General features: G+C 70.9%; 17 protein-coding genes. 6 read left to right on the top strand and 11 right to left on the bottom strand.

Translation table 11 applies throughout. The features are described 5' to 3' along the window. Positions 1-8 precede the first annotated feature (8 nt). Both BEN78_05920 and BEN78_05915 read left to right on the top strand, forming a co-directional pair. Positions 9-317, top strand: coding sequence for a transcriptional regulator (locus tag BEN78_05920; protein ASR42984.1), 309 nt, complete (start codon positions 9-11; stop codon positions 315-317). After that, a complete protein-coding gene (locus BEN78_05915) occupies positions 314-865 on the top strand; it encodes a hypothetical protein (protein ASR42983.1) in 552 nt (183 codons plus the stop codon). Before BEN78_05920 ends, BEN78_05915 begins: the two co-directional genes overlap by 4 nt. Before the next feature lie 42 nt (positions 866-907). On the opposite strand, the gene BEN78_05910 is transcribed toward BEN78_05915, so the two are convergent. The 4 genes from BEN78_05910 to BEN78_05895 all read right to left on the bottom strand — a co-directional run bounded on the left by BEN78_05910 (position 908) and on the right by BEN78_05895 (position 10,412). After that, positions 908-1,255, bottom strand: a complete 348-nt coding sequence (locus tag BEN78_05910) for a hypothetical protein (protein ID ASR42982.1) — start codon at positions 1,253-1,255, stop codon at positions 908-910. 75 nt (positions 1,256-1,330) lie between these two features. Next, on the bottom strand, positions 1,331-3,268 hold the full coding sequence (locus tag BEN78_05905) for an exodeoxyribonuclease V subunit alpha (GenBank protein ASR44949.1): 1,938 nt from the start codon (positions 3,266-3,268) through the stop codon (positions 1,331-1,333). A 65-nt stretch (positions 3,269-3,333) separates the two neighbouring features. Continuing rightward, positions 3,334-6,963, bottom strand: a complete 3,630-nt coding sequence (locus BEN78_05900; GenBank protein ID ASR42981.1) for an exodeoxyribonuclease V subunit beta — start codon at positions 6,961-6,963, stop codon at positions 3,334-3,336. After that, positions 6,960-10,412 carry an exodeoxyribonuclease V subunit gamma gene (locus BEN78_05895; protein ASR42980.1) on the bottom strand — a complete coding sequence of 1,151 codons (3,453 nt, stop codon included), beginning with the start codon at positions 10,410-10,412 and terminating at the stop codon, positions 6,960-6,962. The genes BEN78_05900 and BEN78_05895 overlap by 4 nt, the downstream gene beginning before the upstream one ends. Positions 10,413-10,535: 123 nt before the next feature. On the opposite strand from BEN78_05895, the gene BEN78_05890 reads away from it, so the two are divergent. Genes BEN78_05890 through BEN78_05875 form a run of 4 tightly spaced genes read left to right on the top strand, consistent with a single transcriptional unit; the run spans position 10,536 to position 13,725 of the window. After that, the gene (locus BEN78_05890; GenBank protein ASR44948.1) at positions 10,536-11,810 is read left to right on the top strand and encodes a hypothetical protein; all 1,275 of its coding nucleotides are present in this window, start codon (positions 10,536-10,538) and stop codon (positions 11,808-11,810) included. Then, the gene (locus tag BEN78_05885) at positions 11,807-12,790 is read left to right on the top strand and encodes a dimethylhistidine N-methyltransferase (GenBank protein ID ASR42979.1); all 984 of its coding nucleotides are present in this window, start codon (positions 11,807-11,809) and stop codon (positions 12,788-12,790) included. Before BEN78_05890 ends, BEN78_05885 begins: the two co-directional genes overlap by 4 nt. A 4-nt stretch (positions 12,791-12,794) precedes the next feature. Beyond that, positions 12,795-13,073: a hypothetical protein gene (locus BEN78_05880; protein ID ASR42978.1), complete on the top strand. Its 279-nt coding sequence runs from the start codon at positions 12,795-12,797 to the stop codon at positions 13,071-13,073. Positions 13,074-13,110: 37 nt separating this feature from the next. Further along, positions 13,111-13,725 carry a methylase gene (locus tag BEN78_05875; protein ID ASR42977.1) on the top strand — a complete coding sequence of 205 codons (615 nt, stop codon included), beginning with the start codon at positions 13,111-13,113 and terminating at the stop codon, positions 13,723-13,725. A gap of 42 nt (positions 13,726-13,767) precedes the next feature. Here BEN78_05875 and BEN78_05870 read toward each other — a convergent pair whose 3' ends face one another. The 7 genes from BEN78_05870 to BEN78_05840 all read right to left on the bottom strand — a co-directional run bounded on the left by BEN78_05870 (position 13,768) and on the right by BEN78_05840 (position 20,150). Further along, complete coding sequence (locus tag BEN78_05870) at positions 13,768-14,550, bottom strand: hypothetical protein (protein ID ASR42976.1); 783 nt, start codon at positions 14,548-14,550, stop codon at positions 13,768-13,770. A 74-nt stretch (positions 14,551-14,624) separates the two neighbouring features. Next, positions 14,625-16,325, bottom strand: a complete 1,701-nt coding sequence (locus BEN78_05865; protein ID ASR42975.1) for a hypothetical protein — start codon at positions 16,323-16,325, stop codon at positions 14,625-14,627. Between the two features lie 210 nt (positions 16,326-16,535). After that, complete coding sequence (locus BEN78_05860) at positions 16,536-17,348, bottom strand: methionine ABC transporter substrate-binding protein (protein ASR42974.1); 813 nt, start codon at positions 17,346-17,348, stop codon at positions 16,536-16,538. 87 nt (positions 17,349-17,435) lie between these two features. Continuing rightward, the gene (locus BEN78_05855; protein ID ASR42973.1) at positions 17,436-18,113 is read right to left on the bottom strand and encodes a metal ABC transporter permease; all 678 of its coding nucleotides are present in this window, start codon (positions 18,111-18,113) and stop codon (positions 17,436-17,438) included. After that, complete coding sequence (locus BEN78_05850; GenBank protein ASR42972.1) at positions 18,110-19,117, bottom strand: methionine ABC transporter ATP-binding protein; 1,008 nt, start codon at positions 19,115-19,117, stop codon at positions 18,110-18,112. Before BEN78_05850 ends, BEN78_05855 begins: the two co-directional genes overlap by 4 nt. Positions 19,118-19,220: 103 nt before the next feature. Then, positions 19,221-19,679 (bottom strand): transcriptional regulator MntR, encoded by a 459-nt coding sequence (locus BEN78_05845; GenBank protein ASR42971.1) that lies wholly within the window; start codon positions 19,677-19,679, stop codon positions 19,221-19,223. Positions 19,680-19,745: 66 nt separating this feature from the next. Further along, complete coding sequence (locus BEN78_05840) at positions 19,746-20,150, bottom strand: acyl-CoA thioesterase (GenBank protein ASR42970.1); 405 nt, start codon at positions 20,148-20,150, stop codon at positions 19,746-19,748. Between the last annotated feature and the right edge of the window lie 213 nt (positions 20,151-20,363).

The raw sequence follows: 20,363 nt of genomic DNA, 5'->3' as shown, positions 1-20,363 counted from the left end.
ATGGCGCCATGTCAACAGACGACTCCCTGGATTTCATGCACCAAGGCGCCGAGCAGGCGGCCTCGATGCTGCGCATTCTCGGCCACCCGCAGCGGCTGCTGTTGCTGTGCCTGTTGATCGAGCACGGCGAGGCCAGCGTAGGCGCGCTGCAGGCCCAGGTGCAGCTGAGCCAGTCGGCGCTGTCCCAGCACCTGGCCCGGATGCGCGAGGACGGGCTGGTGTGCTTTCGCCGAGAGGCGCAGACGCTGCATTACCGCATCGCCGATCCCCGTGTAGAGCGGTTGATCGCCACGCTCAAGGACCTGTTCTGCCCATGAGGACCCCTCCGATGGACATGCTCGACGCTCGCGCCACCTTTGCGCTCATGCAGACCGGCGCCTGCCTGATCGACATCCGCGATCATGATGAACATAGGCGCGAACGGATTCCCGGTGCGGTGTCCCACCCGCTGGTGCACCTGGGCACGACGCTTTTGCCACGGGGCGAGGCCACGGTGGTGGTGTTTCATTGCCGCTCGGGGATGCGGACCGGCGTCCATGCGGCGCGGCTCGCCGCTGCCGCGGGTCCGCATGTCCGGGTGTGCACGCTCGAGGGCGGTCTGGATGCCTGGAAGCAGGCCGGCCTGCCGGTACTGACGGACCGGACGCAGCCGTTGGAATTGAACCGCCAGGTCCAGATTGCGGCCGGCAGCCTCGTCCTGCTGGCGACCGCCCTGGGTTTCGGTGTTTCGCCCTGGTTCCACCTGCTGGCAGGCGGCATCGGCGCCGGCCTGACGTTTGCCGGTATCAGCGGATTCTGTGGGCTTGCCCGGGTGTTGGCGCGCATGCCGTGGAATCGCCGGTCAGGCCTGCCCGCATCGAGTTGAGCGCAGGCCACGCAGGTGAGGCTTTGTGTACGTCGGGGAGCCTCAACGCGCGAACGCCATCCGGTCGAGGGTGTTGTCGGCCGCGTTGATCCATACGTGCAGTTCGCGGCCGTGCACGGTCCGCCCGCCAAGCGTAGGGACGCTTTCGTCGGCCTGCTGCGGTTCGAACACGACTTGGAACGTGCCCTGATCGGCAGGATGGACGTGGACCTGGAACTTGGTCAGATCGGCTTCCGGCTGCTTGTCCCGGAAGACGGAGATGGCCGCGGCCAGCGCGGCGGCGCGGGCGCCGTCCAGAACGAGCTCAGCGGGGCCGCCGCCGGTGGCGCCGGCGTGGGCGAGAGAAGCGAACGCGAGCGTGCGTATGAGCAGGATCCTGTTGAAGACCATGGGACGACCTCCAGCAGTCGAGTGGCGGCGCCCGAGGGCCCGCCTCCGGGTGAATCGCGAGGCACGCTTTTCGCGCTAGAACAGCGCGCCCTGTGACGGCGGGACGTCGGCGTCGAGATCTCGACCGGACTCCTGCGCTGGCGGGGGAGCTTGTTGCAGGCTCGCCGCGCCCAGCCGCCACGCCAGCCCCGACATCCGCACCGCATGCCGCGCGAGCGCGTCGCGCAGAACCTGCGCGCCGCCGGCGATGTGCAGGCGGCTGCGCGCGCGGGTGATCGCGGTATAGATCAGTTCGCGCGAGAGCACGCGGCTGTCGTGGCGCGGCAACTGCAGCCAGACCTCATCGAACTCGCTGCCCTGGGCCTTGTGCACGGTCATCGCAAACGCGCTCTCGTGCGCGGGCAATGCGGCAGGATGAAACGCGCGGACCTCGCCGGGCACGTCACTGGCGAACCAGGCCATCGGCGTGTCCGCGCCGTCGCGCCAGCAGATGCCAATGTCGCCGTTGAACAGGCGATGGCGATAGCTGTTTTCGGTGATCAGCAGCAGGCGGCCGTGGAACCAGGCCGGCGCCGGCCCGATGCGGTGGCCCGACAGCAGCGCTTCGATCCGGGCGTTGAGACCGCGCGCGCCCTGCGGGCCTTCGCGCACCGCGGTCAGCAGGCGCAATCGCTGCGACTGTGCAAGCGCTGCCGCAGGATCGGAAGCCTCGGCAAGACTGCGCCAGTGCGCGAGCAGCGTGTCCTGCTGTGCGTCCAGCGCATCGGTCAGGTCCTCGTGGAAGTGAACGCCGCGCAACCGGCCACCGCGCAACAGCGACAGCACGGACTCGGCATCGCCTTCGCGCGCGGCGTCGGCCAGTGGCGCCAGGTCGAAATCGGCGTCCTGGCGGTAGCCGCGCTGCAATTGCACGCGATGGCCGTGCAGGCCGCCGCTCACGCGGTCGACCGGCGTGGCGGCACCGAGCAGCGGTTGCAGCGCGCGCGCATCGTCGGCCTGCAACGCGTGACCGGGGCCGGCGGCGGCCAGGATCGCGGCCAGCACGTCGCCAGCTTCCACCGACGGCAACTGGTCGGCATCGCCGAGCAGGATCAGCTGGGTGCCGTCGGCGACGGCATCGACCAGCTTGGCCATCAGCGGCAGGTCAACCATCGAGGCCTCGTCGACCACTAGCACGTCCAGCGGCAGCGGATGGCCAGCGTGGTGGCGGAACGTGGGGCTGTCGGGCACCGTGCCGAGCAGGCGATGAAGCGTGCTGGCGGTGTCGGGCAAGGCGCCAGGCAGTGCGGCGCGCAGGTCCGGATCGAGGTCACCGACGAATCCTTGCACCGCGCGGCGCAGGCTCTCGGCCATGCGCTCGGCGGCGCGGCCGGTGGGCGCCGCCAGCGCGATGCGCGGCAGTGACCGTCCGCTGCGCAAGGCCTGGGCGATGCGCAGCACCAGCAGGCGGGCGATGGTCGTGGTCTTGCCAGTGCCGGGGCCACCGGTGACCAGCAGCAGGGCACGGCGCAGCGCCAGCGCGGCGGCGCGCGCCTGACGGTCCGCGCCGGCCTGCGCGTCGGGAAACAGCACGGCAAAGGGATCGGCGACGGTCTCAGGGCTGATGACATCGGGTGGCTGCGCCGCGATGCGCCGCAGGCCGGCTGCCAGCGCGGCCTCGTACTCGCGATAGCGGCGCAGGTACAGCAAGCCGTCCGCGGCATCGGCGGGTTCGAGCACCAGTGGAACATCCGTTGCCGAGGGCGCGAGCGGATCCGTCGGTCGGCTGACCCAGCGCGCGTCGCGCAGCAGCGCGTGCCAGGCATCGGGCGCGGGCCAGTCCAACTCGGCGTCGACCAGCACCTGCGGGCGCGCGGGATCGAAGCCGGCATGACCGTTGGCGACTGCCCGCGAGGCCAGTGCCGCAGCGGCGAGCACTGCGGCCGGTGTCTCAGGCGCGAGCCGCTGCAGGCGCTGCGCCAGCTCGAAATCGAGCGTGCGTAACGCGCCGCTGCGCTGCAACGCGGTGAGCAGATCAGGCGTGCGCGATTTGGTAGGCGCAGATGCGGTGGCGTCACGCGTGGCATCGGTCCTGGCGGTCATGCGTGCGCACCTCGGGATCCGGTCCGGTGCCCGCCGGCGAACAGTGCATCGAGCGCATCCACCAACGCGGGGTCGAAGCGCTGCGCATGTACGCCGGCGGAGGCATCCCGATCGGGGGCCAGGCCCCGGCAGAACAGGTAGCGCACCCCGCCGAAATCGCGGGCGTAGTCGTAGCCCGCGCCCAGGCGGAAGCGCAGCCAGCGATGCAGGGCGAGCGTGTAGATCAGCGCCTGCAGGTCGTACTCGCTATGCACCATCGCGCGCTGCAGCGTGGACGCGTCGTAGCCGGGCAGGCGATTGGATTTGTAGTCGAGCACGTACCAGCGGCCGTCCACGGTGTAGGTCAGGTCGATCAGGCCGGTCATCAGGCCTTCGAGCGTGCGGCGCAGGCCGAAGCCGCTGCGGCCGGTCGAAACCCCGTGGGCATGCAGCAACGCGAGCATCGCCTCGACCGCGGTGGGCTGCAGCGCGAACTGGAACTCGATCTCGGCCCGGCGTGCGTCGGCGGGCACATCGCACAGCCGCACGCCCTCGGGCAACGCGACGGTGAGCGTGGGGCCGATCAGCGCCGTCAGTACCGCAACGCCGTCGTCGATGTCCTCGGCCGCATAGCCGCCGCCGCGCAGTGCTGCTTCGATGATCGCGCGCTGCCCAGGCGGCGCCGGGTCGCCCGGACGCCAGTCGCGCCAGGCGGCGAAGTCGCCGAGTTCCAGCGCCTCGTGCAGGACCACGCCGAAGCGGTTGCCGGCAAAGCGTGGATCGTGATCGTCCGCGCGTGGCGCCTCGGGCGCGGGCTCGCCCTCGGGCTCGTCCTGGCCGCCGGCGGTAGCGACGGTTGCGCGCGTGGAGGCGTCCTGCGCGCCGCTGTCGGCATTGGCGAGCTGGGTGAAGCTGTAGACCCACCAGTCCGGTGCGATCGCGCGTGCGGCGGACCGCGCGGTGGGGCGGTCGCCGGCCTCGATTGGCGGCAACCACGGCAGCGTGGATGGCACGGTCGCGTCGCGCACGATGCCGGGCGTGTCGGGTAGGCCGTCGAGCATCGGCGCCAGTGCGGTCTGGCGCGCGTTGTAGAAATCGCCCGTCGCGATCCACACCGCGTGCTCGGCACGGGTCAGACCGACGTAGAGCAGGCGTGCGTCCTCGGCGCGCTGCGCCTCAATCCATGCGCTGCGCACCGCGTCCCATCCGGACCTGTCGGCCTGCAACTTCCAGTGCAGCGCGCGGCCGCCGGTCGCATCGGCGACCACGCAGGCATGGCCGGGGTCGGGCGCGCGGCTGCCGATGCCGACGAACGGCAGGAACACCAGCGGGTATTCCAGGCCCTTGCTCTTGTGCAGGGTGACGATCTGCACCCGGTGCGCATCCGATTCCAGGCGCAGCAGCTGGGCCTCGTCGTCGGCATCGGCGCGGGCGATCTGCTGGCCCAGCCAATCGACCAGACCCTGCAGCCCCAGCGCGCGCGCATCGGCCTGCTGCAGCAATTCGCCCAGTTGCAGGTAGTTGGTCAGCCGGCGCTCGCCGTCGAGCAGGCCAAGCAGGCGCGGTCCATTGTCGGCGCACAGGTCGGCGACCAGCGCCAGCGGACCGCCACGCTGCCAGCGCTCACGCCAGGCCAGCGCACGCAACTGCCAGCCGCGATGCGTGTCGGCATCGTGGTCGAGCGCGGCGATGCCGGCCGCGTCCACGCCCAGCAGCACCGTCGCCAGCGCCGCGCGCAGGCGACTGTCGTCGGCGGTGTGCAGCAGCGCGAGCAACAGCGTGAGCAGCTCGTGCGCCTCGGGCGTGGCGAACAGACTCTGTTTGCCGGCGGCGACTGCGGGAATACCGATCGCGGCCAGCGCCTGCTGGATCTGCGTGGCTTCGCTGTGCTTGCGCACGAGCACCGCGATGTCGCCCGGCTGCACCGGCGCGCCATCGAGCGTGGCGGTGCCGGCGCGCGCTTCGATCAGCACCGCGTGGATCGCAGCGACGCAAGCCTGGGTCGCGAGGTCGCGCGCGCGACCGGCGCTGTGGGGCCTGCGCTTGCCGGCGTCGTCGGCCGGCGGGGCCGGAGCCTGCCACAGCATCAGGGCGGGCGCAGGGGCGCCAGCGCGCTGGAAATCGGCATCGGTGCGCTTCGTGCCTGGCAGCACGCGATGGAACCGGATCTGCCGATCAAAAAACGCGGCCTCACCGGCCTGCGCGTACAGCGCCTCGATCGCGGCGAGCAGCGACGGGCGCGAACGGAAGTTGCGGTCGAGCGGCGGCGCGGCGATGGCGTCGCGTGCCGCGAGCAGGTAGGTCTGCACATCACCACCGCGGAAGCCGTAGATAGCCTGCTTGGGATCGCCGATCAGGAACAGGGCCGGTTCGAACCCGGCCTCACGCGCAGCCTTGGACTCGCCAAACACCGTCCGGAAGATGTCCCACTGACGCGTGTCGGTGTCCTGGAATTCGTCGACCAGCGCGACCGCGTACTGCGCACGCAGACGCTGCACCAGCGCCTGTGCATGCGGCCCGTGCAGTGCATCGGCAACGCCGTCGATCAGATCGTCGTAGGTCTGCACGTGCAGTTGCTGTTTGCGCTGGGCGAGGCGTGCACGTGCCGCGTTGCGCAGGCGGTGAAGCAGCCGCGTCTTGGCCTGCTCGAGCCAATCCTGTGCAACACGATCGGCGTTGGACCAGGTGTGCAGGGCATCGAACAATGGCGAGCACGGCACCTTCGACTGCGTGTCGTCCTTGCAGAAGTCCAACAGCCGGGCTGGCAGCAGTTTGTCGAGATGGGTCTTGTCGTCCAGGACCCAGTGCGAAAGCGCGCGGCCGTCGCGCAGTGTCTGGAAGGCCTTGTCGAAACTGGGCCGCCGCGCGCGACGGCCGTCGAAGACCTTGGCGTCGAATGCCATTGCGACCGCTGCCTGCGCAGCGTCGATGTGCGCATCGATCGCGGCGATCAGCGCCTGCGCTGCGGCGTCGCGCGCCGGGCGCGGATCGGGTTGCGGCGGCGTGGCGGCCGGTCGCAGCACCGGCTCCCGGATCAACGGCCCAAGATCGCGCGCCATATCGCCGGGTCCGCCTTTCCACAGGTCCATCAACAACGCGGCGTCGTCTGCATCGGCGGCGGTGCTGCGCCACAGATCGGCGGCCAGTTCCTCGCGCAGCGCGCGGTCGTTGGCCAGCAGTTCGGGCGCGGCGAAGCTCTGCCCGCTCTCAAGCGCGTGCTCGCGCAGCACACGGGCGCAGAAGCCGTGGATGGTGAAGATCGCGGCCAGATCGATCTCGTCGGCGGCCTGCTGCAGCCGACGCTGCAAAGCGGCGGCGGACTCGTCGCCGGTCGCCAGGTGTGCGGCGATCACCGCCTGGCTGAGCGCGGTGTCGGGTGCAGTGTCGTCGTCTGGCGGCGCGTCGACCAGCCGCGCGGCCAGCACCAGGCGTTCGCGGATGCGCTTGCGCAGCTCCTGTGTGGCGGCTTCGGTGAACGTCACCGCGAGGATCTGGCCGATGCGCAGGCCGTGCTCGACCACCAGCCGGGTGACCAGCGTGGCCAGGGTGAAGGTCTTGCCGGTGCCGGCGCTGGCTTCGATCAGCTGTGTACCGGTCAGTGGCAGCGTCAGGAACGGATCGACCGGCTCGGGCGTGGGCGCGATCATGCCTCCGCCTCCACGTCGGTCTCGATTTCGAAGCTGCGGCCGTCCTCGAAGCCGGTATGCACGCGGCCCTGCTCGACGGCCGAGAACACGGTGAAGGCGATCTGGGCGAAGTGCTGGAACAGGGCCGGATCGGCGAACGGGTCGCGACCGCGCAGCGCGAGTCGATACGCATCGCCGCGCCCCTCGCCCCACTGCCGGTCGCCGCCGCGCCACTTCGCGGTTGCGGCTTTCGCTGCCCTGTCGGCATCGACGGCGCTGAAGTACTCCCAGCCGCTGTAGGGGCCGAACGGCAGCGGCGCCTGCAGTCCGTCGGCCCGCAGCGCGAGCAGGGCGCGCAGCGCATCGCGCGCCGCGTCCGGCGGCAACGGCGCGCGCTCGAAGGGGCCGATACCGAGGTCCTGGGTGTCGTGGAAGCGCACAAGCGGCAGGTGGAGGCCCGCGGCGCTCGCAAGCAGCCAGTCCAGGCCCTGCCGGATCGCGGCCGGTCCGTTGAGCGGCCCCAGACGCACATGGGCGATGCCTGCCGGGTACACGTTGTCGAGCCGGCCCTGGAGGTGGATGCCGTCGAGCACGACGTCGATGTGCCGGGTGTCGGGTGTGGCGTCGCCGCGCCAATCAGCAAAGCCTTGCACATAGGGCCGCAGCGACGTCACCAGCGCATCGAGCTGGCGTCGACCCAACGGACCGGATGGCAGCAGCGCGCGCGCGCGCAGGTGCTCGAACAGCCCGGTTTCGCGGCCGGCGAGCAGGGCCTCGAACACCTGCTGGTGCAGCGCCGCCCGTTCGAGGCCGCCGCCGGCGACCAGCAGCGGCTCCACGTCCTGGCCGACCTCGGCTTCGTCGGCCAGGCGCAGGTCCAGGCGCTCGCGCAGGAACTGCGCGGCCGGCGCCACCAGGAAGCGGCGCAGTGCATCGAGCGACAGTGCGGCATCGGCCGGCGACAGCGTGGCGGCATCGGCGCGCGGTGGCAGCGGCGTTGCGCACCATGGCGCGAGTTCTGTGCGTGCGCCGCCGATGCGTGCTGCCGCCGGCTGCCATTGCGCGCGATAGCTGAAGCGGCGCGGGTCGCCATCGGCTCCGAACGCGCTTGGGGCGAACGGCTGCAGCGCATGGCGCACCGTCAGTGCCGCGGCGGCGGCTTGCGGGTCGGCGTGGTAGGTCGCGGCGGTGGCGAGCAATTCGGCGACCAGCGGCGAGGGTTCGCGCACACTGCCATCGCGCGCGTCCGCGCCCAGATAGCTGACGTAGAACACGTCCTGCGCCGAGGCGAACAGCTGCAGGAACAGGAAGCGGTCGTCCTCGCGCGTGGAGCGGTCGCCATGGCGACGCCGCGTCGTGCCCAGCTCCGCGGTGAGCCGGTTGATCCCGGCAGCGGTGTCGCGGCGCGGGAAGTCGCCATCGTTCATGCCGAGCAGGCAGATCACCCGGAACGGCAGCAGGCGCATCGGCACCATGCGGCCGACGCTGATGCCGCCGGTCAGCAGTGGCGCGCGCGTGTCGGCCTCGGCCAGCAACTGTGCAAAGTGCGCACGCACGACCTCGGCCGGGACCGGCGTCTCGATGCCCGCGCGTGCGGCGTCGGCGGCGAAAGCGTCGATCAGCCGTCGCAGCCGCTCGAGTGCGCGCTGGGTGGCCGGCGCGGCCGGCGTGCCGGGCAGCAGCGCATCGAGCAGGCCGAGCAGGCGCTCGCGCCACGCCGCAGCGGTGAGCGCCTCGCCGAGCTCGCGCCGCGCGTCGCCGAGCACGTGCAGCAGCCGGATCAGGGTGTCGAGCGCATCGAGCGCGCTGCCTTCGAGCGCCGGCCACGGGGCGACGCCTGCGATCGTGTCGTCGCTGCCGCTCGCATGGCCCAGCAACAGGCGATCGAGGGCGAACGCCCAGGTGTAGGCCGCGTCGTCGGGCGCACCGTGCGCGGCGCGATGCGCGCCGTCGAGCCCCCAGCGCGCGCCGGCGGCCTGCAGCCAGCCGTGCAGCCGCTCGAAGGCGGCCGCATCCAGCCCCGCGGCCTGCGCCAACGGCGGGCTGGCGAGCAGGTCGAGCACCTCGTTGAGCCCGAAGCGCGACACCGGCAGGCCCAGCAGGCGCACGAAGACCTCGGCCAGGGGCTCACCCGCCAGCGGGCTGGTGTCGGCGAGCGCATACGGAATGCGCATTCTCCCGAAACCGGGGTCAGAGTCGGATTTTCCGTGAAAATCCGACTCTGACCCCGGTTTTGATTCGCCGAAGACGGCTTCCAGGTACGGCACGTAGGGGTCGATGTCCGGGGCCAGCACCGCGATCTCGCGCGGTTGCAGCGGCGGGTCGAAGCGCGGGTCCTCGAGCAGGCCGCGCAACTGGTCGTGCAGCACCTGGAGTTCGCGCAGGCGGGTGTGGCAGGCGTGGACCTGCAGGCTGGGGTCGCGCAGCTCGGGCGCGGCGCGGGGTGCGGGCACCGGTGGCGGGGCGCGGCGGAACAGGTCGCTCTGCATCCGCCGCAGCAAGGTGTCGCCCAGGCCGCCGGCATCGAGCGGGCGCTGGCCCGACTCGAGCGGATCGGCGTAGACCTCGATCTCGGCGCGCGGGTGCACGACCTCGTAGCTGCCCAGCAGCGCCATGAAGTCCCGGCCGGCCGCGCCCCAGGCTTGTAGCAGGCGGTTGTCGTCGGCGTTACCCGCCAGCAGCGCGGCGTCGAAGGCTTCATCGGTGCGGGCGCGCCGGCGCGGGGCCAGTGCCTGCAGATCGCCCCAGTAACCGCGTGCGGGCGTGGGCAGGTAGAAGTGCAGCGTGCCCACACGGGCCTGGGTCGCCAGCACGCGCAGCACATCGGGCGAAACGTTCAGCGTGGCGAACGCGAACATCCGGGGCGGCAGGCCCTGCGGCAACGCGGCGTGTTCGCCCGAGAAACGGTCCAGATAGGTCTGGATGCGACGCGCGCGGGTGGCATGGCCGGCGGCCACGTGCCGCCATAGCGCGGCCTGCGGGTCGTCGGGGTCGGCCCCGCCCTCCCAGCGCAGCAGCCAGTCGCGCCGCCAGGCCTGGTACTTCTCGAACACGCCGGCCAATTCGCCCGCCAGCGCCCACGGTCGCAGTGCATCGTCGCCGGCCAGATACGTAGCCAGCGGCGCGAGCGCCGGCTGCGCCAGCACGTCGGGATCGACCAGGGCGGCGTACAGGCGCCAGCGCAGGCTGGCGGCGTCGAGCTCGTCCTGCACTGGGCCCAGGTTGGCCGTGAGCGCGCGGGCGACGAACTCGCCGGGCGTCAGGAACTCGAGGTTCGCGGCCACGCCGTGTTCGGCGGCCAAGGTGGCCTGCAGCCAGCGGCGCATGGCGACCTGCGGGATCAGCACGACCTCCGGGGTGAGGATCGACCGGCCCGCCACCGGCTGCTGCAACTCGGCGGCCAACAGCCCGGCCAGCACCTCCAGCGCGTTGGACGGGTAGAGGCGGAAGTCGGCGGGCGCTGCGGTCATCGCGCCATCTTGCCGCAGCGGGTTCGCAGCATGCGAGACACGGCGGCCCGCACGCGGCTAAACGGCGCCGTCACGGCCGGTGCCTAAGCTGTGCGGATGTCGCCGCCGCCGTCCCCGCAAGCGCTGTCCAACCGCGTGCCGACCGGCGAACGCGCCGCGCGCCTGCGCGCCCGCTTCGACCAGGTCCGCGCCCGTACGGCCGCGCTCGCCGCGCCGATCGGAGCCGAGGACGCGATGGTCCAGAGCATGGACGATGCTAGCCCGACCAAGTGGCATCTGGCACATACGACATGGTTCTTCGAGCGCTTCGTGCTGGCCGCCGACGCGGGGTATCGCGAGATCGACCCGGCCTGGGATTTCCTGTTCAACAGCTATTACCAGAGCGTCGGGCCGATGCATGCGCGTCCGCACCGCGGGTTGCTGTCGCGGCCGACGCTGGCGCAGGTGCGCGATTACCGCGAGGCGGTCGACACGCGCCTGCGGGCGCGGCTGGCCTCGGGCGATCTCGACGATGCCCGGCTCGACATCATCGAACTGGGCCTGCAGCACGAGCAGCAGCACCAGGAGTTGTTGCTGACCGACATCAAGCACGCGTTCTGGTCCAACCCGATCGCACCGGCCTATCGCACCGACCTGCCGGCCGCATGCGGCACGGCGGCGCCGCTGCGCTGGATGGCGCGCGAGGAGCGCGTGATCGAGATCGGCCACGCCGGTTGGCCGGGCACGGCGGGCTTTGCCTACGACAACGAGTCGCCGCGGCACCGTGTGCTGGTGCCGGCGCATGCGCTGGCCAGCCGGCCGGTCAGCAACGCCGAGTACCTGGCATTCGTCGAGGACGGCGGCTATCGCACCGTCGGTCTGTGGCTGAGCGCCGGCTGGGCGCGTGTGCAGGCCGAGGGCTGGCAGCGGCCGCTGTACTGGGATCAGGCGCTGGCGCGCGAGTTCACGCTCGGCGGCTGGCGCACGCTCGACCCCGGCGCGCCGGTCTGCCACCTGAGCTATTACGAAGCCGACGCGTTCGCGCGCTGGGCCGGTGCGCGCTTGCCGACCGAGTTCGAGTGGGAGCAGGCCGCCGCCGGCGTGCCGGTCGAGGGCAATTTCGTCGATGCCGGCCGTCTGCACCCCTGCGCGCCGGCGGCTTCCGACACCGGTCTGCAGCAACTGTTCGGCGATGTCTGGGAATGGACCCACAGTGCCTACACCGCCTATCCCGGCTACCGGGCGTGGCCCGGCGCGTTGGGCGAGTACAACGGCAAGTTCATGGATGCCCAGTGGGTGCTGCGCGGTGGCAGTTGCGCCACCCCGGCCGACCACGTGCGCGCGAGCTATCGCAATTTCTTCCCCTCCGATGCGCGTTGGCAGTTCGCCGGTCTGCGCCTGGCCAAGGATTCCCCATGAACGCCGCCACCGCCCGTGCCCGCGCGCAGGCCGCGCTGACCGACCTGCGTCCGCGTCCCGACGACATCACGGCCGATGCCATCGCCGGCCTGTCGCGCACGCCCAAGCGGCTGCCGTCCAAGTACTTCTACGATGCCGAAGGCTCGCGCCTGTTCGAGGCGATCACCCGCCAGCCCGAGTACTACCTCACGCGCACCGAGCTGGCACTGCTCGAGGCGCGCATGGACACGATCGCCCAGGCGATCGGCGCGGGCGTGCATGTGGTCGAGTTCGGCAGCGGCAGCGGGCGCAAGACCGAACTGCTGCTCGACGGGCTCGACGATCCGGTCGCCTACACGCCGATCGAGATCTCGCGCACCGCGCTGATGGACAGCGTCACGCGACTGTCCCAACACCATCCCGATGTCGAGATGCTGCCGGTGTGCGCCGATTTCACCGTGCCGGTGCCATTGCCGGCCGCCGCGCGCGGTGCGAGTCGCACGCTGGTGTTCTTCCCCGGCTCCACGCTCGGCAACTTCGGTGACGAGGAGGCCGTGCGGTTGCTGGCGTCGATGCGCCGTACGATGGGCGAGGATGGCCGTGCGCTGATCGGTATCGACCTGGACAAGGACCCGGCGGTGATTGAGGCGGCCTACAACGACCTGGCCGGGGTCACCGCGGCCTTCACCTTGAACCTGCTGGCGCGGCTCAACCGCGAGATCGGCAGCGACTTCGACCTCCAGGCGTTCCGCCATCGCGCGGTCTACGTGCGCGAGCGTTTGCGCATCGAAACCGCGCTGGTCAGCGAGCGGGCGCAGACGGTGCACGTTGGCGGCCAGGCGTTCGCGTTCCAGGCCGGCGAGGCGATGGACGTCGAGGTCAGCCAAAAGTACACCGATGTCTCGTTTGCCGCGCTCGCGCGTGCGGCCGGCCTGCGGGTGACGCATGGCTGGAACGATCCCCAGGACTGGTTCGGCCTGCGCCTCCTGCAGCCCGTCTGACCCGATGCCCGATGCGGACGCCGCGACGTTGCGCGCGCGCATGCTTGCGCTGCTGACTGCACGCCCCGCCGAGGCGTCGATCTGTCCATCGGAAATCGCGCGTGGGTTGCGGCCGCATGGCGACTGGCGCGCGCTGATGCCGGATATTCGCCAGGTGGCTGCCACGTTGGCCCGTGCGGGCGTGGTATCGGTCACCCAGCGCGGGGCGGTCGTCGATGCCGACGCGCCGCCGCCAGGGCCGGTGCGCCTGCGGCGCGGGCCACGCTGGCCGGCGACAGACTGAGCGCCCTACGATGGAGCGCTCTGCAATGACGCCGTCCATGCCGTCGACCGACAAACCGTTCTCGCCTGCCTGCGAACGCAACCGTGATCCGATTCTCGCGGTCCTGCGCGAGGCGCTTGCGATGCACACGCATGTGCTCGAGATCGGCAGTGGGACCGGCCAGCATGCGGTGCATATCGCCGCGGCGCTGCCCGGCCTGCGCTGGCAGTGCTCCGACCGCGCCGAGCAGCTGCCGGGGATTGTGCAATGGCTGGGCGAGGCCGGCTTGCAGAACACGCCACCGCCGATCGCACTTGATGTGAGCACCGGGCCGTGGCCGGTCTCGGATGCGGCCGGCGGCCGCTTCGATGCCGCGTTCACTGCCAACACGCTGCACATCATGGCCTGGCCGGCGGTGGAGGCCTGCTTCGCTGGGCTCGACCGGGTGCTCGCATCCAACGCGACACTGGTCGTCTACGGCCCGTTCAACATCGATGGCCGCTTCACCAGCGACAGCAACGCCGCTTTCGATGCCTGGCTCAAAGCACGCGATCCCGCGTCGGGCCTGCGCGACCTGGCGGCGGTCGATGCGCTGGCGGCCGGGATCGGCCTGCGCCGTGTCGACAATATCGCGATGCCCGCGCACAACCGCTGCGTGGTCTGGCGGCGCTAGGGCAGGCCCCTTCGGCAGTGCGTGCCGATGCGCTCGGCAGGGTCAGTGCTTGTCTTCGACCGGAATGCGGCGCTCGACCAACCAGGCGCGGACCTTCTCGCGGTCGCTGCGCGCCTGCGGTGTCAGCACCGCGTCGCGTGCACGGAAGAACGACGGCTGGAAGGTCGCGCCGACGCGGTCGCGTGCGGTCGGATCGGCACCGGCTTCGAGGAAGCGGACCACCCAGCCGGTCGCATTGATACGCGCGGCCTTGTGCAGCAGCGTCGCGCCGTAGCGGTCGGTGGCATCGATCTTGGCGCCGGCCGCGAGCAGGGTGCGGATGGCATCGTTGTTGCGCGCTTCGAGCGCGTTGAACAGCGGCGACTCGTCGTTGCGCGCATTGGGGGTGTCGGGCGACAGTCCGCGCGCCAAGAGTGCTTTGAGAAACGTCGGATCGTCCTGCATCGCGGCCACGTGTAGTGCGGTGTTGCCATTGGCGGCCGCGGCGGCAGGATCGGCGCCAGCCTCCAGCAGGGTCTCGAACCCGCGGCGGTCGCCGCGCAGGATCGTGGCCTGCAGCAGCGGTGTGCCATCGGCATCGGTCGCGTCGGGATTGGCGCCATCGGCGATCAGCCGCTTGGCGTCGGCCAGGTCGCCGCTGTGGGCGGCGCGCGCCAGCGCGGCGGTGCCGGGATCGGTGGACGGATCGTGGGACATGTTCGGTCCTTGTCGGGCGCAGGCACTCTGGGCGGCGACGAACAGCAGCGCACACACCCATGCGCGCGTGCGGGTCGCAGTCAACGGCAAGAGCGGCTCGATCATGACGGCGCCCCGTCGGCGGTACAAGCGCGCAGACTAGCGCCTTGGCGTCGAATGGGGCGTGACAACGTCATCGGCCCGCCGCCATGCGCGCAGCCCCATCAGCGGAACCAGTTGAGCGGATTGGCCTTCTCGGCCACCCAGCGTCCGCCCTCGGCGAGGCGATCGCCGGTCCAGGCCGCAGCATCGCCCACGGCGCGTGCGCCGTCGGCCAAGCGGTCGCCGGTCCACACCGCCGCATCGCGCACGGCCAGCGCCACGTCGACCGCGCGCTCGCCCAGCCAGGTTGCGCCCTCGACAGCGCGGTCGGTCGTCCACTGCGCGCCGTCACCGGCCTTGTCCAGCAGCCAGTTGGCTCCGTCGCCGACCTTGTCCAAGCCCCACTGCACGCCGCCGCCGGCCGCATCCGCGACATTGTCGACGGCCCGGCCGGTCCACTCGATGCCGCTGGCGACGGCATCGAACGGTGCATCGAAGCCGACGCGGTCGCCGACATCGCGCAGCACACTGCCACCGAGGTTGGCGACATTCTCGACCGCGTCGCCCGCGGTATCGAGCGTGTTGGCGACCACGTCGCCGCCGAGCCCGACGACCCCGTCGACCACATCGCCGGCGATCGACAGACCGCCCGCGACATAGCGACCTTCGCCAAAGTCGGTCCGGATCGTCTCGCCGATGCCGTCGATCGTGCCGGACACCGTCGTACTGCCATCCCGGTACAGGCCGCCGATGCCGTTGGCGAGCGAGCCCAGCTGATTGAGGTTGTGTTCGCCGATGTTCTCGACGGTGCTCAGTGCCAGGCCGAGGTTGGTGCCCGAGCGGTCCGCGGGTTCGCGCGCGGTGTTCTCGCGCAGCGACTCGACATAGGACGGATGGTCGCCGCCACCGCCATGCAGGCCCAGCAGATCGAAACGCCCCATCCCGGCGGGCGGATCGATGCGCAGTTCATGGCCGACCGCATCGGGCGGCGAGACGCCGAGGATCCCCGGCAGGTCTTGCTGCGCGAGCGTCAACGGATCGCCGTCGACCACGTAGCGGCGGATCTGGCCGCTGTCGGCCAGGTCGCTGCGCGCGCCGTTGGGATTGAAGCCCAGCGAGGCGAGGGTGTTGTTGCTCAGGCCCGAGGCGTTGAAGGTCACGCCCGGCGCATCGGTGGCGAGCATCGCCGCCGAGGCCAGACCGCCGCCCAGCGAATGGCCGGTGATCGCGACGTTGCCGTCGCCGAAGGTGTCCATGGCCAGTTGGGCCAGTTCCATGGCCTGCGAATACTGCGCGGTCTGCATGCCCAGGCCCTGGCCGCCATTGGCGCGCGAATCGCCGCCCTGACCCAGGCCCCAGTTGTCGGTGCCGCGGTAGGCGACGACGTACTGGCCTTCGGCGTTCTGGTAGATCGCGGCGTCGAAGCCGGTCTGCGCGTCGTGCAGCTTGTCGGCGGAGATCGGAATCTGGTTGCCCTGGGCATCGACCAGATGGCTGCCGTCCTCACTGGGGACCAGGCGCTGCCAGCCCGCGGCCTGCAGTTCGGCTTCGGCAGCTGTCCCGGTGACGCCGTTGGGGCCGCTCAGCGTGTAGCTGTCGTTGGCCATCAGCGAGAAGTGCAGGTCGCGCTCGGGTTGCGGCGCTGTGCCCCTCACCTCATTGGCGAAACTGCCATCGCCGCGCGGGAAGCCGGCGCTGGTGTCGACGTGGCTGCGCGGCACATTGGCCGGTTGGCCACCCTGGGCGCGCAACGCGGGGTCGAGCGCGTGGTCGCGCCAGGTGTCGATCGGGTGGCTGTTGCCGGAAACCGGGGACAGGCTCATGACGCGCACCTCGCAGTCGGATATGCCGACCATAGGCGTGCAGCGGCGGTGCAACAGCTGGTGCGCACCCTAGGGTGGACGCGATTTCGCCTATTCAGCAGGCGGCTTGGCGGTCATCGGACAGCGCGGTTGGCTTAGCTGACCATCGCGACCATCTGCCATCGGTGTCGTATGCCGCGTCTCGGGCCAGCCAAGGCCGCGCCCGAACGATCAGAACGCCGGCAGCACCGCCTCGTGATAGCGCTGCGCAATGAACGCGCGGACCTGCTCGCCGGTCAGTGCGTCGATCAGCTTGCGCACGCGCGGATCCTCGCGCTTGTCCGGCAGCCCGACCAGGAAGTTCACATACGGCGAGTCCTTGCCTTCGATCGCCAAGGCATCGCTTGCCGGGTTGAGGCCGGCATCGAGCGCGTAGTTGGTGTTGATCAGCGCCAGGTCCACCTGGTCGAGCACGCGCGGCAGCATCGCCGCGTCGAGCTCGCGGAACTTGAGCTGCCGGGGGTTGGCGGTGATGTTGCGCAGCGTGGCGAGCGCATTGGTCGGGTCGTCGAGCGTGATCACGCCGGCATGGTGCAGCAGGATCAGCGCGCGGCTGTTGTTGCTCGGGTCGTTGGGGATCACCACCTCGGCGCCGGCGGGCACCGCGTCGAGGCTGTCGTAGCGCCGCGAGTACGCGCCGAAGGGCTCGATGTGGATGCCGGCCAGGGTCACCAGTTCGGTGCCACGGTCGCGGTTGTAGGCGTCGAGATAGGGTTCGGTCTGGAAGTAGTTGACGTCGATCTGGCCCTGCACGACCTGGTCGTTGGGCTGCACGTAGTCGTTGAACACGCGCACCTGCAGGTCCACGCCCTGCTCGGCGAGCAGCGGCTTGACCACTTCGAGGATCTCGGCGTGCGGCACCGCGGTCGCGGCGACGGTCAGCCGCTCGCGGCCGGGGGCGGCGCCATTGTCGGCACTGCCGCACGCGGCGAGGCCGACCAGCAGCAGGATGGCGGTAGCGAGGCGGGGCAGCAGAGCGGGCATGGACAGTCCGGCGCGACGTGGGCCGCCCAGTATCGGGCGGCGCGCGTGCGGATCGAGTCCACGCGTGGAAATCAGTGTGCGACGCGATCAGCGGCGGCTGAAGCGTGCCACCAGCCGGTCGCCGAGCATCTGCAGCACCTGCACCATGACCAGCAGCGCGACCACGGTCACCACCGCCACATCGGTGCGCGAGCGCAGGTAGCCATCGCGGTAGGCAAGATCGCCCAGGCCGCCCGAGCCGATCGCGCCGCCCATCGCGGTGAAGCCGATCAGCGCGATCGTGGTCACCGTCGCGCCAGCGATCAGCCCCGGCAGGGCCTCGGGCAGCAGCACCCGCAGCACCAGCTGCCGGGTCGTGGCGCCCATCGCCAGACTGGCCTCGATGACCCCGCGCTCGACCTCGCGCAGTGCGGTCTCGACCAGGCGCGCGTAGAACGGCGCCGCGCCGACCACCAGCGGCAGGATCGCGCCGCGCACGCCCAGCGATGTGCCCATCGCTTTGAGCGTGATCGGGATCAGCACGATCATCAGGATGATGAAGGGCACCGAGCGCAGCAGATTCACCACCAGCGCCAGGCTGCCGTAGAGCGCGGGGCGCGCATGCAGCTGGCGCGGGCCGGTGAGGAACAACAGCACGCCCAGCGGCAGGCCGATCAACAGCGTCAGCGGCAGCGAGCCGGCGAGCATCAGCAAGGTGTCGATCGTCGCCTGGCCGATCTCGGCCCACTTGGCGGCATCGACATTGGGCAGCAGCGGGGTGCTCATCGCGGCAACTCCTCGACATGCACACCGGCCTGCGCGAACCGGCGCAGCGCCTCGTCGGATTGGGCGCCGGTCACTGCCAGCGTCAGCTGGCCGTAGGGCAGGCGCTTGATGCGGTCGATGCGCCCGGCCAGGATCGTGTAGTCGATCCCGGTCTCGTGCGCGACGCGGCCCAGCAGCGGCTGCCAGGTGTCCTCGCCGGTGAACGTGAGTCGGAGCAGGCGCCCCTCCACATGCGCGATGTCCTCCTGCAGCGCGCCCTCGTCGATCGCTTCGGATTCGGCAACGAACCGGCGCGTGGTCGGGTGCTGCGGGTGCAGGAACACCTCGGCGACCGGACCGCTCTCGACCAGATGCCCGGCATCGAGTACCGCGACACGGTCGCAGACCCGACGCACGACATCCATCTCATGGGTGATCAGCACGATCGTCAGGCCCAGCTCGCGGTTGATACTGTCGAGCAGTTGCAGCACCGAGGCGGTGGTTTGCGGGTCGAGCGCGCTGGTCGCCTCGTCGCACAGCAGGATCTTGGGCTCGGTCGCCAGCGCGCGCGCCACGCCGACGCGCTGTTTCTGCCCGCCCGACAGCTGCGCGGGGTACTTGTCGCGGTGCGCCTCCAGGCCGACGCGCACCAGCAGGTCCTGCGCGCGGGTGCGCGCCTGTGCCTTCGGCACGCCGGCCAGGCGCAGCGGGAAGGCGATGTTGTCGAGCACGGTCCGGGCCGAGAGCAGATTGAAGTGCTGGAAGATCATGCCCACGCGCCGCCGCAGGCGCCGCAGACCGTCGCCGTCGAGCGTGCCCAGCGCCTGGCCATCGACGGTCAGCGTGCCGCCGCTGGGCGTCTCCAGCCCGTTGATCAGCCGCAGCAGCGTCGACTTGCCGGCGCCCGAATGCCCGACGATGCCGAACACCTCGCCGGCCTGGATCGTGAGGTCGAGCGGATGCAGCGCGACGACCTCGCGCCCGTGCACCGGGTAGGACTTGTGGATGCCTTCGAAACGGATCACGTGCTGCGCTGCGCAAGAACCGGCGTGCAGGCTAGCAGGCCAAGGCCGTCACGGCGATGCGGTGCGCGGCGACGGCGGTCCGACAATCGCCCGCCGGACGCGCTCAGCCGGCCTGGGCCTGCGTGAACGCGGCGAAGATCGCCAGGGTTTCCGGGCTGACGTGGTGCTCGATACCTTCCGCATCGCGCCGGGCGATGGCCTCGGGCACGCCCAGTGCCAGCAGGAAGGCCTCGACCACCCGATGCCGCTCCCGGCTGGCCGCGGCCAGCGCCTCGCCAGCCTCGGTCAGGAACACCCCGCGGTACGGCCGCTGGACGACCAAACCGTCACGGACGAGCCGCTGCAGCATGCGCGCAACCGTCGGCTGGGCCACGCCCATCCGGGCGGCGATATCGACCTGGCGCGCTTCGCCGGCATCGGCGATGAGGTCGGAAATCAGCTCGACGTAGTCCTCGGCCAGCTCCATGCGGTGCGCGTTGCGGACCTGACGAAAACTCTCGGCCTGGACGTCGGCTTCGAGCAGGGGGGCGGCCGGGCGGGCGCCGCGTGGGGATCGGGCCATACGACGGGGCTCACGGACAATCGCGCAATGCCCATTGTCGCCAATCGGCGCCCTCGGTGCCTGCCGTCAGCCGTTGCCGGGCAGTGGGCGGACCTGGGCCGGCCGGCCGCGCGAGTCGAGCGCGATCATCACAAAGCGCCCGCGCGTGCACAGCTCGCGCTCGCCGCTGAGCAGGTCCTCGGCGATCACTTCGACCTCGACCTGCATCGAGGTGCGCCCGACCTCGACCACCCGCGCGATGGTCTCCACCAGTTGCCCCTGGCGGATCGGCAGCTTGAAGTCGACCTGCTCGGAGCGTGCGGTGACCACCGTCAGGCGCGCATAGCGCGAGGCGGCGATGAACGCAGCCTTGTCCATCCATGCGAGCGCCTGGCCGCCGAACAGCGTGCCCAGGTGGTTGGTGTGGTCGGGAAAGACGATCTCCAGCATCCGGGCTTCGGTGGAGGGGGTGGAGGTGACAGCTGTGGGCATGAGGGGGTCCGCCATGAGGAAGTGCGTGGGTCCGGCCCCGCAAGCAAGGTGAGGCGCCGGCACATCTGAAAGGGGCGACAGGGTGACGTCAAACGGCTGAATAGGGAATGCCGGCGGATGGTGCGGACGGCCGCGCAGGGCCTGCGGTCGGGAACCGTGCGCAGCGTGCGTCGCGAGCCGCCGTCCGGCGGGAATGGCCGGGTGCGTTGCAGG

Origin of the sequence: Xanthomonas citri pv. mangiferaeindicae (assembly GCA_002240395.1) — a bacterium.
Lineage (GTDB): Bacteria > Pseudomonadota > Gammaproteobacteria > Xanthomonadales > Xanthomonadaceae > Luteimonas > Luteimonas citri_A.
This window is presented reverse-complemented; position numbering and strand designations above follow the sequence as displayed.

What these genes read in the sequence shown, in the direction of transcription:
- BEN78_05915 (ASR42983.1), top strand. Translation starts at nt 314, where the DNA reads ATGAGGACCCCTCCGATGGACATGCTCGACGCTCGCGCCACCTTTGCG.
- BEN78_05920 (ASR42984.1), top strand. Translation starts at nt 9, where the DNA reads ATGTCAACAGACGACTCCCTGGATTTCATGCACCAAGGCGCCGAGCAG.
- BEN78_05910 (ASR42982.1), bottom strand. Translation starts at nt 1,255, where the DNA reads ATGGTCTTCAACAGGATCCTGCTCATACGCACGCTCGCGTTCGCTTCT.
- BEN78_05840 (ASR42970.1), bottom strand. Translation starts at nt 20,150, where the DNA reads ATGCCCACAGCTGTCACCTCCACCCCCTCCACCGAAGCCCGGATGCTG.
- BEN78_05855 (ASR42973.1), bottom strand. Translation starts at nt 18,113, where the DNA reads ATGAGCACCCCGCTGCTGCCCAATGTCGATGCCGCCAAGTGGGCCGAG.
- BEN78_05865 (ASR42975.1), bottom strand. Translation starts at nt 16,325, where the DNA reads ATGAGCCTGTCCCCGGTTTCCGGCAACAGCCACCCGATCGACACCTGG.
- BEN78_05860 (ASR42974.1), bottom strand. Translation starts at nt 17,348, where the DNA reads ATGCCCGCTCTGCTGCCCCGCCTCGCTACCGCCATCCTGCTGCTGGTC.
- BEN78_05900 (ASR42981.1), bottom strand. Translation starts at nt 6,963, where the DNA reads ATGATCGCGCCCACGCCCGAGCCGGTCGATCCGTTCCTGACGCTGCCA.
- BEN78_05895 (ASR42980.1), bottom strand. Translation starts at nt 10,412, where the DNA reads ATGACCGCAGCGCCCGCCGACTTCCGCCTCTACCCGTCCAACGCGCTG.
- BEN78_05885 (ASR42979.1), top strand. Translation starts at nt 11,807, where the DNA reads ATGAACGCCGCCACCGCCCGTGCCCGCGCGCAGGCCGCGCTGACCGAC.
- BEN78_05875 (ASR42977.1), top strand. Translation starts at nt 13,111, where the DNA reads ATGCCGTCGACCGACAAACCGTTCTCGCCTGCCTGCGAACGCAACCGT.
- BEN78_05845 (ASR42971.1), bottom strand. Translation starts at nt 19,679, where the DNA reads ATGGCCCGATCCCCACGCGGCGCCCGCCCGGCCGCCCCCCTGCTCGAA.
- BEN78_05880 (ASR42978.1), top strand. Translation starts at nt 12,795, where the DNA reads ATGCCCGATGCGGACGCCGCGACGTTGCGCGCGCGCATGCTTGCGCTG.